The organism is Streptacidiphilus fuscans (genome assembly GCF_015690355.1).
GTDB classification, from domain to species: domain Bacteria; phylum Actinomycetota; class Actinomycetes; order Streptomycetales; family Streptomycetaceae; genus Streptacidiphilus; species Streptacidiphilus fuscans.
This window is the reverse complement of record NZ_JADPRT010000003.1, coordinates 1-13,543: the sequence shown is the minus strand read 5'-3', so window position 1 is coordinate 13,543 and position 13,543 is coordinate 1. Positions and strand designations below refer to the sequence as shown.

General features: G+C 70.4%; 11 protein-coding genes, 1 pseudogene and 1 riboswitch. Of the genes and pseudogenes, 7 read left to right on the top strand and 5 right to left on the bottom strand.

Going from position 1 to position 13,543, the window contains the following annotated elements; translation table 11 throughout:
- Positions 1-23: 23 nt before the first annotated feature.
- Positions 24-764, bottom strand: coding sequence for an RDD family protein (locus tag I2501_RS07200; protein ID WP_196193038.1), 741 nt, complete (start codon positions 762-764; stop codon positions 24-26).
- 87 nt (positions 765-851) lie between these two features.
- A complete protein-coding gene (locus tag I2501_RS07195; RefSeq protein ID WP_196193037.1) occupies positions 852-1,400 on the bottom strand; it encodes a DUF2752 domain-containing protein in 549 nt (182 codons plus the stop codon).
- Between the two features lie 279 nt (positions 1,401-1,679).
- Between I2501_RS07195 and I2501_RS07190 the strand changes: the two genes are divergently transcribed.
- The 5 genes from I2501_RS07190 to I2501_RS07170 all read left to right on the top strand — a co-directional run bounded on the left by I2501_RS07190 (position 1,680) and on the right by I2501_RS07170 (position 7,116).
- Positions 1,680-2,543, top strand: coding sequence for a bifunctional methylenetetrahydrofolate dehydrogenase/methenyltetrahydrofolate cyclohydrolase (locus I2501_RS07190; RefSeq protein ID WP_196193036.1), 864 nt, complete (start codon positions 1,680-1,682; stop codon positions 2,541-2,543).
- Positions 2,544-2,563: 20 nt separating this feature from the next.
- Positions 2,564-2,986, top strand: coding sequence for a DUF3017 domain-containing protein (locus tag I2501_RS07185; RefSeq protein ID WP_196193035.1), 423 nt, complete (start codon positions 2,564-2,566; stop codon positions 2,984-2,986).
- Positions 2,987-3,182: 196 nt separating this feature from the next.
- A complete protein-coding gene (locus tag I2501_RS07180) occupies positions 3,183-4,172 on the top strand; it encodes a malate dehydrogenase (RefSeq protein ID WP_196193034.1) in 990 nt (329 codons plus the stop codon).
- A 77-nt stretch (positions 4,173-4,249) separates the two neighbouring features.
- A riboswitch (ZMP/ZTP riboswitch) is annotated at positions 4,250-4,340 on the top strand.
- A 53-nt stretch (positions 4,341-4,393) separates the two neighbouring features.
- Positions 4,394-5,647 carry a serine hydroxymethyltransferase gene (locus I2501_RS07175; protein ID WP_196193033.1) on the top strand — a complete coding sequence of 418 codons (1,254 nt, stop codon included), beginning with the start codon at positions 4,394-4,396 and terminating at the stop codon, positions 5,645-5,647.
- A 155-nt stretch (positions 5,648-5,802) separates the two neighbouring features.
- Entirely contained in the window at positions 5,803-7,116 is a 1,314-nt protein-coding gene (locus I2501_RS07170; RefSeq protein ID WP_196193032.1) for a hemolysin family protein, read from the top strand.
- A gap of 43 nt (positions 7,117-7,159) precedes the next feature.
- Here I2501_RS07170 and I2501_RS07165 read toward each other — a convergent pair whose 3' ends face one another.
- Entirely contained in the window at positions 7,160-8,623 is a 1,464-nt protein-coding gene (locus I2501_RS07165) for a glycosyltransferase (RefSeq protein WP_196193031.1), read from the bottom strand.
- A 147-nt stretch (positions 8,624-8,770) separates the two neighbouring features.
- Between I2501_RS07165 and trpS the strand changes: the two genes are divergently transcribed.
- Together trpS and I2501_RS07155 are read left to right on the top strand one after the other, a co-directional pair.
- Complete coding sequence (gene trpS / locus I2501_RS07160) at positions 8,771-9,787, top strand: tryptophan--tRNA ligase (protein WP_196193030.1); 1,017 nt, start codon at positions 8,771-8,773, stop codon at positions 9,785-9,787.
- An 8-nt stretch (positions 9,788-9,795) separates the two neighbouring features.
- Positions 9,796-10,386 carry a 2'-5' RNA ligase family protein gene (locus I2501_RS07155; RefSeq protein ID WP_236046016.1) on the top strand — a complete coding sequence of 197 codons (591 nt, stop codon included), beginning with the start codon at positions 9,796-9,798 and terminating at the stop codon, positions 10,384-10,386.
- Here I2501_RS07155 and I2501_RS07150 read toward each other — a convergent pair.
- Together I2501_RS07150 and I2501_RS07145 are read right to left on the bottom strand one after the other, a co-directional pair.
- Positions 10,376-11,992, bottom strand: a complete 1,617-nt coding sequence (locus I2501_RS07150; protein WP_196193029.1) for a DUF6020 family protein — start codon at positions 11,990-11,992, stop codon at positions 10,376-10,378. The genes I2501_RS07155 and I2501_RS07150 overlap by 11 nt on opposite strands.
- Positions 11,993-12,018: 26 nt before the next feature.
- Positions 12,019-13,543 (bottom strand): annotated as a pseudogene (locus I2501_RS07145) (hypothetical protein); the annotation flags it as partial.

Genomic DNA, 13,543 nt, shown 5'->3' with positions numbered 1-13,543 from the left:
CCTTCACCCTTTCAACACCCGTGTCAGTTGCTGGTGATGACGACGGTGTTCATGACCTTGTCCGCGAAGGTCTGCGACTTGGCGTCCCAGATCGGCCACAGGAAGCCGAGGTAGCAGACCAGGCCGTCGAGGAAGTGCGCGATCTTGCGGACGAAGGCCGCGCCGAAGCCGACGACCTGGCCGTCGGACTCGCGGACCAGGCGGATCTTCATGACCTTCTTGCCCGGCGTCTGGCCGGTGGTGCCCTCCTGGTGGCACAGCCACAGCGTCGCGCCCAGGCCGATCACGAAGGCCAGCAGGTAGAAGACGACGGCCAGGCCGGCGGAGCCGCCACTGGTCGTGCCCGGCGTGTAAGCGCCGGTGGTCGGGTCGATGGTGCCCGGCTGGACCGAGGCGGCGAAGGCCACCGCGGCGATGATGTAGAGGATGAACGGCACCACACCGGCGATCAGCCCGTCGATGACGTAAGCACCCACACGCTGGCCCCAGTTGGCGTACTGGCCCTGCGGCGCGTAGCCCGCGTACGGGTCGGTGCCGTAGCCCTGGTAGCCCGCCTGCGGCTGCTGCTGGTAGCCGTACGCCTGCTGCTGCTGGCCGTACGGGTCCGCCTGCGGCTGCTGCTGCTGCTGCGGGAAGCCGTAGGCCTGCTGGCCCGCCTGCGGCTGCTGCTGCGGGTACCCATAGCCCGGCTGCTGCGGCTGCTGGCCGTAAGGGTTCTGCTGCTGCTGGCCGTAGGGGTTGTTCGGGTCGGGCGGGTAACTCATGTTCATGCCTCCGGGCAGGGAGTGGTGATGACGGTGAAACACGAAGAACGAAGAACAGTCGGCGAGATTATCGGAGTCCGGTGACACTCAGGAGGGCAGAAAGCCGTACCGGTGCAACTGCCAGAGCCAGGAGATCCCCATCGCGCTGAAGATGATGATGTTTTTCTTCCGCGCGGGCAGACGCCACCACCATGCTCCGCCGCCGAGCGGCGCGAAGAGCAGGCCCAGACCGACCACGACGGTGACCGGATTGGCTGCTACAGCCGCCCCAAGATGCCCGGCGCCCAATTCCATGAACACCGTGGTGCTTCCGCAGACCGGGCACGGTATGCCGGTGAACCGGCGGAACGGGCAGAGCACGCCAGGGTCGTGCGTCGCGTGGACCTCCGCGGCCGCCACTGCCAGGACACCCGCGCCGCTGCCTCGCAGCAGCACGCGCACCGGGCCGCCGAAGCGGCTCGCGGCGATCCTGGACCAGCGGGTCTTCCACGCGGCGCGCAGACCCGGCGTGGGGTCCGGAGCGGACCTCGGAGCCGTGCCCGTGTCCGTACTCCCGCCCGTGCCGGGCAGCTTGACGTCCTGGTGGTTGATCCCCCGAAAGGTGACGGGCTGATGACCGATCTCCTGAACGCTCATCAGTCGGTCACCGGAAGGCGCTCGACATACTCATCTCATCCCCCGAATTCGTGTCGCCGTCGTTCCGTACCGGACCATCGTTGCGATCCGCCCGTCCGCTGTCCACCTCGAAAGCAGATGGGCACGGAGTTGTGGCGGATTTGCAACCGGACCAGCACAGTCCGTGTGCTACTGGGAGACGTCCTTCCGGCCGCGAGTACGGTCGGGAGTACGGCCGGGAGTACGAACCCGCGTACACCGGCGTTCACGCACGCTTCGGCGATCCTGGAGAATGTCCTCATGACCGCCCAGATTCTCGATGGCAAGGCCACCGCCGCAGCGATCAAGTCCGAGCTCGTCACCAGGATCGAGGCGCTGAAGGCGCAGGGGATCACCCCCGGCCTCGGCACCGTCCTGGTCGGTGACGACCCCGGCAGCCACTCCTACGTGCGCGGCAAGCACCGCGACTGCGCCCAGGTGGGCATCGCCTCCATCCAGCGCGAGCTCCCCGCCGACGCGACCCAGGAGCAGGTCGAGGACGTCGTCCGCGAGCTGAACGCCGACCCGGCGTGCACCGGCTACATCGTCCAGCTGCCGCTCCCCAAGCACCTGGACGAGAAGCGGGTGCTGGAGCTGATCGACCCGGAGAAGGACGCCGACGGCCTGCACCCGATGAGCCTGGGCCGCCTCGTGCTGGGCGTCGCCGGCCCGCTGCCGTGCACCCCGTACGGCATCGTCGAGCTGCTGCGCCGCCACAAGATCCAGATCAACGGTGCGGACGTCTGCGTCGTCGGCCGCGGCATCACGGTCGGGCGCTCGATCGGTCTGCTGCTCACGCGTAAGAGCGAGAACGCGACGGTGACCCTCTGCCACACCGGCACCCGTGACCTCGCCGACCACCTGCGCCGGGCCGACATCATCGTCGCCGCGGCGGGCGTGGCCCACCTGATCAAGCCCGAGGACGTCCGTCCCGGCGCGACCGTCCTCGACGTCGGCGTCAGCCGCGTCGACGGCGTCTACACCGGCGACGTCGACCCGAAGGTGGCCGAGGTGGCCGGCTGGATCTCCCCGAACCCGGGCGGCGTCGGGCCGATGACGCGGGCCATGCTGCTGCAGAATGTCGTCGAAGCAGCCGAGCGCCAGGCTCGGGCCGCACAGGCGTGAGGGACGCGGGTGTGAGTGACATGGCCGCAGCCGAGCACAAGCACAAGGCGCCGCGCAGGCCGCCGGTGAAGACCACCGGGACGTTCCGTCCCGAGGGCGGCTCCGCTGCGGCCGGGAGCGACAAGCCGGTGACGGTGCGGCAGTGGCCGATCGTCGTCGTGCTGACGGTCGTCGGCGTCGGCCTGCTGGTCACCGCGCTCGACGCGTGGCGGGCGGGCATCGTCACCGTCGGCGTCGGGATGCTGGTCGGGGCGGTGCTGCGAGCGGCGCTGCCGGAGGTCGGGATGCTGGCGGTGCGCAGCCGGTTCACCGACATCGTGGTGATGGGTCTGATGGGCGTGCTCATCATCGTGCTGGCGCTGGCGGCGCAACCCGATCCGGTGATCAACCTGCCGCTGATGCACACCCTGGGCGATTTCGTGCACAGCACCAGCGGGGACTGACGGCTGCCTCGCGCATGCCCGGTAATGCCGCTGTGAGCTGGGACGATGCCGGGTCGGCATGGCAGTCGGGGAAACGTGACGAAGGACTCCCGAGGGCGTGGTGACGCCGCGCCCTCGGTCCGGTCGGGTTGCGATAGCCTGACGCTGGTTCTCTCGATGTCGAGAGACGCGTCGGCGACTGCTGGAGAAGGTAGAAATGACCCGCACCCCCGTCAATGTCACCGTGACCGGCGCGGCCGGCCAGATCGGCTACGCGCTGCTCTTCCGTATCGCCTCCGGCCACCTGCTGGGCGCGGACGTGCCGGTCAAGCTGCGCCTGCTGGAGATCCCGCAGGGCGTCAAGGCCGCCGAGGGCACCGCGATGGAGCTCGACGACTGCGCCTTCCCGCTGCTCAAGGGCATCGACATCTTCGACGACCCGAACGCCGCGTTCGCCGGTGCCAACGTCGGTCTGCTGGTCGGCGCCCGTCCGCGCACCGCGGGCATGGAGCGCGGTGACCTGCTCTCCGCCAACGGCGGCATCTTCGGCCCGCAGGGCAAGGCCATCAACGACAACGCCGCGGACGACATCCGCGTCCTGGTCGTCGGCAACCCGGCCAACACCAACGCGCTGATCGCCAAGAACCACGCCCCGGACGTCCCGGCCGACCGCTTCACCGCGATGACCCGCCTGGACCACAACCGCGCCGTGGCGCAGCTGTCCAAGAAGCTCGGTGTGGGCGTCGACGACGTCAAGCGCCTGACCATCTGGGGCAACCACTCCGCCACCCAGTACCCGGACATCTTCCACGCCGAGGTCGCGGGCAAGAACGCCGCCGAGGCCGTCAACGACGAGAAGTGGCTGGCCGAGGAGTTCATCCCGACCGTCGCCAAGCGCGGCGCGGCCATCATCGACGCGCGTGGCGCCTCCTCCGCCGCCTCGGCCGCCAACGCCGCCATCGACCACGTCTTCACGTGGACCAACGGCACCGCCGAGGGCGACTGGACCTCCGCCGGTGTCATCTCCGACGGCTCCTACGGCGTGCCGGAGGGCATCATCTCCTCCTTCCCGGTCACCGCGAAGAACGGCACGTTCGAGATCGTCCAGGGCCTGGACATCAACGAGTTCTCCCGCGCCCGCATCGACGCCTCCGTCAAGGAGCTCATCGAGGAGCGCGACGCGGTCAAGGAGCTCGGCCTCATCTGAGCCCCGCTGTCCGAGACACGCGCAACCGTCTCACCTGACGGCCCGGTCGGTTCCCCGACCGGGCCGTCCGGCTATTCTGGCCGCGCCGCGACTGGCGCACGGGGAGGGAACCCCGAGGGAGCGGCGCAGCGCACCACCGCCGGACTGCCGTACGCCTGGGCAGCCGGGTCGGACTCCGCCACGATGGCCGTGACGGAGCAACGGACCCGGAGGACGCCCACATGTCCCACCTTGCCGCCACCGATCCCGAGATCGCCGCGCTCGTCGTCGCCGAGGAGCAACTCCAGGCCGACACACTGCGGTTGATCCCCAGTGAGAACTACGTCTCGCACGCCGTGCTGGAGGCGACCGGCACCGTTCTGCAGAACAAGTACTCCGAGGGCTACCCCGGCAAGCGCTACTACGAGGGTCAGCAGAACATCGACCAGGTCGAGACGCTGGCGATCGAGCGGGCCAAGGCGCTGTTCGCCATGGACCACGCCAACGTCCAGCCGTACTCCGGCTCGCCCGCCAACCTCGCCGTCTACCTGGCCTTCCTCAAGCCCGGCGACACCGTGATGGGCATGGCGTTGCCCATGGGCGGCCACCTCACCCACGGCTGGGGCGTCTCCGCCACCGGCACCTGGTTCCGCGGCGTGCAGTACGGCGTGGAACGCGAGACGGGCCGGGTCGACCTGGACAAGGTGCGGGACCTGGCGCTGGCCGAGCGGCCCAAGCTGATCTTCTGCGGCGGCACGGCCGTGCCGCGCACCATCGACTTCGCCGGGTACGCCGAGATCGCCCGCGAGGTGGGCGCGGTCCTGGTCGCGGACGTCGCGCACATCGCCGGCCTGATCGCGGGCGGCGCGCACCCCTCCCCGGCCGGGCACGCCGACGTCGTCTCCACCACCACGCACAAGACGCTGCGCGGTCCGCGCGGCGCGATGCTGCTCTCCACGGAGGAGCACGCCAAGGCGATCGACCGAGCGGTCTTCCCCGGCCTGCAGGGCGGCCCGCACAACCACACCACCGCCGCGATCGCGGTCGCGCTCAAGGAGGCCTCGGGCGCGGAGTTCCGCGACTACGCACACCAGGTCGTCGCCAACGCGCAGGCGCTGGGCGAGCAGTTGGCGACGCGCGGCTTCGAGCTGGTCTCCGGCGGCACCGACAACCACCTGCTGCTGATCGACCTCAGCGGCAAGGACGTCCCCGGCAAGGTCGCCGCCAAGGCGTTGGACCGGGCGGGCATCGTGGTGAACTACAACACCGTCCCGTACGACACCCGCAAGCCGTTCGACCCCTCCGGCATCCGGATCGGCACCCCGGCGCTGACCTCGCGCGGCATCCCGGCGTCCGAGATGGGCACGGTCGCCGAGTGGATCGACCGCGTGGTCGCGGCGGCGAAGACCGGCGACGAGGAGACCGTGGCCAAGGTCCGCACCGAGGTCAAGGCCCTGATGGACGCCTACCCGGCGCCGGGGCTGCCCGTCCGGTAGCAGGTGCGGGGCCGGGAGCGAGCCAAAGGGCGCGCCGACGCCGAAGCGACGAGGGACAAGCGAGGTACGAGCGCAGCTCCCGAGGAGAGCAGGCGTCGGACCAAGAGCGCCCGGAGGCGAGCGAGCACCAGAAAAAGGGTCCCTAGACTGGCCCGGTGAGCGAGACGTTGCGCGACGCCGGGCTGGTCCTTCTGTTCATCGTGATCGGCGGCATCTTCAATGTGGCGGAGATCTCCCTGATCTCCCTGCGGGAGGGCCAGATCCGCGCGCTGGCCGAGCGCGGCACCCGGCGGGCCACCCGGGCGGCGCACCTGGCCGCGGACCCGAACCGGTTCCTGGCCTCGGTGCAGGTCGGCGTGACCTGCATGGGCTTCCTGTCGGCGGCGTTCGGCGCCGACACGCTGGCCAAGAAGCTGTCGCCGATCTTCGTCGGCTGGGGCATCAGCCAGGGGCTGGCCGACACCCTGGCGTTGGTCGGTCTGACGCTGGTGATCTCCTACGTCTCGCTGGTCCTGGGTGAGCTCACCCCGAAGCGGATCGGCCTGCAGCGCTCGGAGTCGATCGCGCTGACCGCCGCGCCGCTGGTCGAGTCGATCTCGCGGGTGCTGCGTCCGGTCATCTGGCTGCTGTCGGCGTCCACCAACGTGATGGTCACGCTGCTGGGCGGCGACCCGAGCGCCGGACGCAACGCGATGAGCTCCGAGGAACTGCGCGGGCTGGTGGCCGCCAACACCGAACTCGGCATCGACGAGCGGCAGTTGATCGGCGAGGTCTTCGCGGCGGGGGAGCGCCAGCTGCGCGAGGTCATGGTGCCGCGCACCGAGGTCACCTTCCTGGACGCCTCGCAGGAGCTCACCGCGGTCCGCGAGGAGGTGCGCGACTACCCGCACAGCCGCTACCCGGTGGTGGATGGCTCCTACGACCTGGTTGTCGGCTTCGTCCACGTCCGCGACCTGTACGGGGCGGACGCGGTCGGCACGGTCCGCGACATCGCCCGGCCGGTGAAGCTGCTGCCCGCGACCAAGCGGGTGCTGCCGTCGATGTCGGAGATGCGGCACGAGGGCCACCACCTCGCCATCGTCGTCGACGAGTACGGCGGCACGGCCGGGATCGTCACGCTGGAGGACCTGGTCGAGGAGGTCATCGGCGAGATCCGTGACGAGTACGACTCGCAGGAGCTCTCCACCACACGGCGGTTGGCGAGCGGGTCGATCGAGGTGGACGGGCTGCTCAACCTGCCGGACTTCGAGGAGGAGACCGGGGTCGAGCTGCCGGAGGGCCCGTACGAGACCGTGGCCGGGTACGTCGTCGCGGAGCTGGGCCGGCTGCCGCTGGTCGGCGACCGGATCTCCACCGCGGACGGCTACCAGCTCGAGGTCGCCAGCCTGGACGGCCGCCGCGTGGACCGGGTCCGCGTCACCGCGCCGCCGGAGCAGCCCGCGTCGGAGCAGCCGACCCCGGAGGCGTGAGGGCCGGGCCCAGCCCGGTGCACCGACGTTCCGCCCACCGGGCTCAGGCCCGGACGGGGGTCCGGTGGCGGCGCGACAACTGCCGCAGCCGCAGCTTCAGCACCCGCCCGGCGCGGATCCGGGCCACCCACACCACCAGCTCGCCGCGCGGGCCCGGCACCGGCGTCACCCGGTACAGGCGTCCGCCGTGCCAGACCCGACGCTGGCCCAGCCCGGCCTCGGGTGTGAGCGCAGCGGTCACCTCCCGGCCGGCGAGGCTCGACTCGACGCGCAGCGCGACGCGTTGGTGCGGCAGCAGCGAGGCCAGCGGGATCACCGTCTCGTCGTCCGTGGCCACCCGCGCGGTCTCGTCACCCGCCCGACCCGGCTTGCCGCGACCCCGGGCGTCCCGGCCCTGACCGTCCTGGCCCTGACCGCGAACCCACGTCACCGGAGCGCTGGTCAGCTGCGGCAGCGGCCGGGAGGTCCGGACCCGCAGGCCCTCCGGCGTCCAGGAGACGCGTGCCGAGACCGGCTCCGGCAGGCCGCCCGTCTCCGTCTCGTGCCGGACCAGGTCCGTCAGTTCGTCCACCAGCCCGTGTTGCAGGCAGTGCAGCCGGAGTCGCTGCGCCTCGCCGCACCGGGCGCGGATCGGGTCGGTCAGGTGCGCCCGGACCAGCTCCCCGGCCGCCGCGACGAGCGTCTCCTGCTCCGCGCGGGCCAGCGCCAGGAAGTCCGCCCGGAAAAGGTTGACCAGATCGCCGCGCAGATGCCGGTCGTTGACCTCGTCCCGGATCGCGCCCGGCGCGGCGAACCGGACGGTGACCTCGATCCCCGCCGCGATCCCGCGCAGCCGGTCGGCGGCCCGGGACCGGTAGGTGATGTTGCTCCGGTCCTCCCTGGCCACCAGGTGGTAGTAGTCGTAGTCGGCCAGGACCGAGATCCGCCGGGCGCGGAAGAACGCCTCCAGTACGAACGGGCCGTCGCTGTACGCGGGCAGGTCCTCGCGGAACCGCATGCCATGGTGGCGGACCAGCTCGGTGCGGAACAGCTTGGACGGCGTCAGCGTCCAGGCCAGGTCGCCGCCGGGGAAGCGCACGTCGTCGTCGGTCTCGCGGCAGGCGAACTCCGGGACCCAGCGGCCGTTCTCCCCGGCCACCCTGCCGACGACGACGTCCGAACCGCAGCGCCCGGCGGTCAGCGTCATCCGGCGCAGGGCCTCCGGGCCCAGCCGGTCGTCCGAGTCGAGGAAGAAGAGGAACCGTCCGCGCGCCCGGCCCAGCCCCTCGTTCCGCGCCCGTCCGGGACCGCCGCGCTGTTCGAGCGGCACCACCGTGACCACCTCCGGCCAGGCGGCCGCGAGCCGGTGCAGCTCCTCGCGGCTGCCGTCGGTGGAGGCGTCGTCCACGGCCAGCACCTCCAGCTCGCCGGGGTCCAGCGTCTGCTGCCGGAGCGAGTCGAACCACGGCCGCAGATAGGCACGCGTGTCATGGACGGGTGTGATCACCGTCACCAACGGAGTGGTCACGTCCTCGCTCCTCCGGGCTCCGCTACTGGTCCGCGCGGTGAACAACGCTGCGGTGTGCTGGAGGTGGCGGTTGTTCGAAGGAAGGGCGGTCCGCGCCCTCAGCCGGGGCGCGCGAAAGATCGGCCGCGTACCTGAGAGAATGCAGCCATGGCCTTCGACCGTCCTCGCGTGCTCTCGGGCATCCAGCCCACGTCCGGCTCGTTCCACCTCGGCAACTACCTCGGCGCGGTGCGCCAGTGGGTGGACCTGCAGGAGACGCACGACGCGTTCTACATGGTGGTCGACCTGCATGCGATCACCGTTCCGCAGGACCCGGCGGTGCTCCGGGAGAACACCCGCGTCTCGGTCGCGCAGCTGCTCGGCGTCGGCCTCGACCCGGAGCGCTGCACGCTCTTCGTGCAGTCGCACGTGCCCGAGCACGCGCAGCTGGCCTGGGTGATGAACTGCCTCACCGGCTTCGGCGAGGCGTCGCGGATGACCCAGTTCAAGGACAAGTCCGCCAAGCAGGGCACCGACGGCACCACCGTCGGCCTGTTCACCTACCCGATCCTCCAGGTCGCCGACATCCTGCTGTACCAGGCCGACCAGGTCCCGGTCGGCGAGGACCAGCGTCAGCACGTCGAGCTCACCCGTGACCTGGCCGAGCGCTTCAACAGCCGCTACGGCAAGACGTTCACGGTGCCGAAGGCCTACATCCCCAAGGAGACGGCCAAGATCTTCGACCTGCAGGACCCGTCGGCGAAGATGAGCAAGTCGGCCTCCTCGCCCAAGGGCCTGATCAGCCTGCTGGACGACATCAAGGGCAGCGCCAAGAAGTTCAAGAGCGCGGTCACCGACACCGACACCGTCATCGCCTTCGACGAGAAGCAGAAGCCGGGCGTCTCCAACCTGCTCTCCATCTACTCGGCCATCAGCGGCCGTTCGGTCCCTGAGCTGGTCGAGCACTTCGAGGGCAAGATGTACGGCGCGCTCAAGACCGAGCTGGCCGACTACTACAGCGAGTGGGTCGCCCCGATCCAGGACCGCACCCGCACCTACCTCGACGACCCGGCCGAGCTGGACCGGGTGCTGGCGCGCGGCGCGGAGAAGGCCCGTGCGGTCGCCTCCCCGACGCTGGCCGAGACGTACGAGCGGATCGGCTTCCTGCGTCCGGCGCAGGGCTGAGCGGCCGGATGGGCGACAGTCACATACCCGAGGGCACGTCCGACGGCATGCCCGGGGGCGTGCCGGAGGGCGTGCTGATCGGGGTCTCGCTGGCCGTGCCCGAGCCGTACGCGTCGCAGGTCCAGAACGCGCGCACCGGCTACGGCGACCTGCGCGCGGCCGGGATCCCGACGCACATCACGCTGCTGCCGCCCACGTCCGTGTCCCAGGACGCGCTGGACGCGGTCGACGGGCACCTGGCCCGGGCGGCGGAGCAGCACCGGCCGTTCCGGGTCCGGCTGCGCGGGACGGAGACCTTCCGGCCGGTCTCGCAGGTGGTCTACGTCCGCCTGGACGAGGGGATCCGCGAGTGCCGCGCGCTGGAGGCGTCGGTGCGTTCCGGTCCGCTGGCCCGGGAGTTGGGATTTCCCTACCACCCGCACGTGACCGTGGCGCACGACGTGCCGTCCGTGGAGCTGGACCGCGCCCAGGCCGAACTGCGGGGATTCGACGCGGAGTTCACGGTGGAGGGGTTCAGCCTCTACCGCTTCGGTGCGGACGAGGTCTGGCGACCCGTCCGCACCTTCGCGTTCACCGAGGCGGCGCGCGCTACGCGTTGAGCGCGCCCTGCGGCTCGGACTGCGGCTCGGACTGCGGCTCTTCGGCCGTCGTCACTGCTTTCTGGACCTGGGGTGCGTCCTCACGCCTGAGCCGGCTGAACGCCAGCGGCAGCGCCAGCACGCCGATGAAGAACGGCGTGGCCATGTAGCGGAACAGCGGACCGGGCGTGGCGATGAAGACGTTCAGCTGCATGCCCGCGCAGACCGCCCCGATCGCCAGCACCTCGCGGCGCCAGATCTTCCGGGTCAGCCGGGCCAGGATCAGGTACGCGATCCAGCACCAGGTGGCGCCGTTCCACAGGATCCAGTTGATCTGGGGCGTCTTGCCCAGGTTGTACCACCAGTTGAGCGCCTTGTGCAGGCTCGTCGACAGCGGCCTGACGTGCATCGAGCCGTAGTACGGGCTCTTGTACAGCTCCGGGTGGGCGTACATGAACGTGTAGCCGTTGGGCGAGGACTGGATGCCCATGATGAACGTGCGGTCCTGCGCCGGGTCGATCGCCCAGGCCGGGGTGCCGCGGCAGATCGTGGCGTCTATGAAGTCGTCCGGCGCCTTCTGCAGCGTCTTGACGAACAGGCTCATCAGCTGCGAGTTGTGCGCCGCCGCCGCCGTCTTGTTCAGGCCGCTGGTCAGCGCGTCGGTGCCGTAGCAGTCCGCGCCGGTCTTCTTCCAGTGGCTGAGCGGGGCGAGCTCGCTGAGCAGTGCCTTGTCGGCCGTGTTGAAGCTCTGCGGCGACTTCGAGTACGCGTACGCGATGTCCGCGTAGATGAAGGTGTTGCCCGCGTAGTCCGTCGGCTGGGTCACGCCGAGCGCCGGGTAGACGCCCTTGTCCAGCACCACGAAGATCATGATCGGGATCAGCGTGGCGATGGCGATCCGCCGCCACAGCCACGGCATGCAGAGCAGGAAGACGACCCCGGAGAGGAAGACCGCGAGGAAGCCGTTGTTGCGGGACAGGCAGGAGAGCGTGAAACCGGCGCCCATCAGCAGCCAGTCGCGCCGCTGTCCCCAGACCGGCGTGGTCCGGTGCGCCTTGTCCTTGCGCAGCGCCCGCGGCACCCGCAGCGCGTCCCCGACGATGTGGGTGATCGCGGCGAAGGCGAGCACGCCCCCGATGACGTAGGGGACGTCCTTCCAGATGTAGACCACGAAGTCGCCGCTGGACGGCAGCACCAGCAGCAGCACCACCGAGGCCACGATCCAGCGGGTGCGGATCCGGAACTTGCGCAGCCCCGCCGCCAGGTAGCCGATGGACAGCGCCGCGCCCACGATCTGACCGAAGGTCAGCAGCCCGTAATCGCCGGTGATCTTCAGCGACAGCCAGACGCACGAGATGTAGAAGATCGAGTGGTCGTCGATCCAGTGCCCGGTCGTCGACTCCCAGGTGTAGTTGAAGCTGTCGTACGTCATCAGCCCCGGGTAGAACGCCGCCCACCACAGCAGGTAGCCGACGAAGACCAGGACGGCGATCCCGACCGGCATGCGCAGCCGGGGCGGTATCCGGTCGACGAGCGCGGCGAAGCGCGCACGCACCGGGGCGAGGGGCCCGGGGCGCCCGGCGGCCTGCGGGCCGGTCGAGCGCTCCCGGACGGGCGACAGGGTCATGGGGGTTTCCTCAGTCATTCGCGGCGTCAGGCGTCAGGCGCGGCGTCGTCGCGCCGGAGCCGGGAGAAGGCCAGCGGAAGGAGCAGCACGCCCAGGACGGTCGGACCGGCCATGTAGCGGTAGAGCGGGGCCGGCGTCGCGGCGAGCACCGTCAGCTGCAGGGCCGCCATGACGGCCGCCGTCGCCAGCACCTCCCGGCGCCACACCTTGCGGGTCAGCCGGACCACGATCGCGTAGCAGATGTAGCACCAGACCGCGCCGCCCCAGAGGATCCACTGCAGCTGCGGCGCCCGGGACACCGCGAACCACCAGGAGCCCAGGTGGTTGAGCGTCTTCGACAGCGGCGCGGCGTGGAACGCGCTCTTGAACGGGCTGTGCTTGAGCTCGGGGTGCGAGATCGTCGCGGACTTGTAGGGGCCGGTGTAGTTGACCGGCGCCATGAAGATGCCGTGCGAGTCGGGGAAGATCGCCCAGGCGTTGTGCGAGCGGCAGAACTGCGCGTCGGCGACGTACTGCGGCGCCTTCTTCAGCACGGTGGTGAAGGCGGACATCAGCTCGGTCTGGTTGGCCGCCGCGGCCGTCATGTCGAACGGCCCGTCTATCGTCAGCGGGTCGGTGTCGTAGCACTGCGCGCCGGCCGACTTCCAGTGTTCCAGCGGCGAGACCGCGGCCATGGCCTGCAGCTGCGCCGGGCTGAACATCGACGGGTCCTTGCTGTACCCGTAGGCGACGTCGGCGTAGAAGAAGGTGTAGGCCGAGTTGTTGGTCTGCGCCTGCACCCCGACCACGGGGTAGACCACGCTGGTGAGGAAGAAGTAGAAGATCACCGGGATCACGGTCAGCGGCAGGATCCGACGCCACAGCCACGGCAGGCAGCACACCAGCACGATGGCGACGAGCACCACCGTCAGGAAGCCGTTGTTGCGGGCCAGGACCAGCAGCAGCATGCCGCCGGCGAAGGCCAGCCAGTCACGGCGCTGCCCGATGGCCCCGCCGAAGCTCAGCCAGTCCTCGCGTCGGCCGACGAGGCCGCGGCCCAGGCCGCGGCGCGCCTCGCGCGGCAGCTTCAGCGCGTCGCCGACGACGTGCAGCACGGCGGCAGCCGCGAGCATCGCGCCCAGGACGAAGGGGACGTCCTTCCACACGAAGATGAAGAAGTCACCGGTCGGCGGCAGGATGCCGCAGAGCGCGACCGCGCCCAGGATCCAGCGCCGACGGATGGTGAACTTCCGCAGCCCGGCGGCGAGATAGCCGGTGATCGCGGCCTGCGCCACGATCTGGCCGAAGGTCAGCAGCGCGTACGTGCCGGTCAGCTGGAGCGACAGCCACACGGAACCGATGTACGGGATCGAGTGGTCGTTGATCCAGTGCCCGGTCGTCGACTCCCACGTGTACGTGTAGCTGTCGAAGCTCATCAGGCCCGGGTAGAACGCGGCCCACCAGAGCAGGGAGATGAGGAAAGCGAGCCCGGCCGCGGCCAGCGGGAACCGCATGCGTGGCGGGATGCGCTCCAGCCACGGTCGGATCCGGTCGGTCAGCCCCCCGACCCCC

Excerpts from the sequence above, each read along its gene's own strand:
- I2501_RS07185 (WP_196193035.1), top strand. The coding sequence starts at position 2,564 with ATGGCCGCAGCCGAGCACAAGCACAAGGCGCCGCGCAGGCCGCCGGTG.
- I2501_RS07175 (WP_196193033.1), top strand. The coding sequence starts at position 4,394 with ATGTCCCACCTTGCCGCCACCGATCCCGAGATCGCCGCGCTCGTCGTC.
- I2501_RS07190 (WP_196193036.1), top strand. The coding sequence starts at position 1,680 with ATGACCGCCCAGATTCTCGATGGCAAGGCCACCGCCGCAGCGATCAAG.
- I2501_RS07195 (WP_196193037.1), bottom strand. The coding sequence starts at position 1,400 with ATGAGCGTTCAGGAGATCGGTCATCAGCCCGTCACCTTTCGGGGGATC.
- I2501_RS07200 (WP_196193038.1), bottom strand. The coding sequence starts at position 764 with ATGAGTTACCCGCCCGACCCGAACAACCCCTACGGCCAGCAGCAGCAG.
- I2501_RS07150 (WP_196193029.1), bottom strand. The coding sequence starts at position 11,992 with ATGACCCTGTCGCCCGTCCGGGAGCGCTCGACCGGCCCGCAGGCCGCC.
- trpS (WP_196193030.1), top strand. The coding sequence starts at position 8,771 with ATGGCCTTCGACCGTCCTCGCGTGCTCTCGGGCATCCAGCCCACGTCC.
- I2501_RS07180 (WP_196193034.1), top strand. The coding sequence starts at position 3,183 with ATGACCCGCACCCCCGTCAATGTCACCGTGACCGGCGCGGCCGGCCAG.
- I2501_RS07155 (WP_236046016.1), top strand. The coding sequence starts at position 9,796 with ATGGGCGACAGTCACATACCCGAGGGCACGTCCGACGGCATGCCCGGG.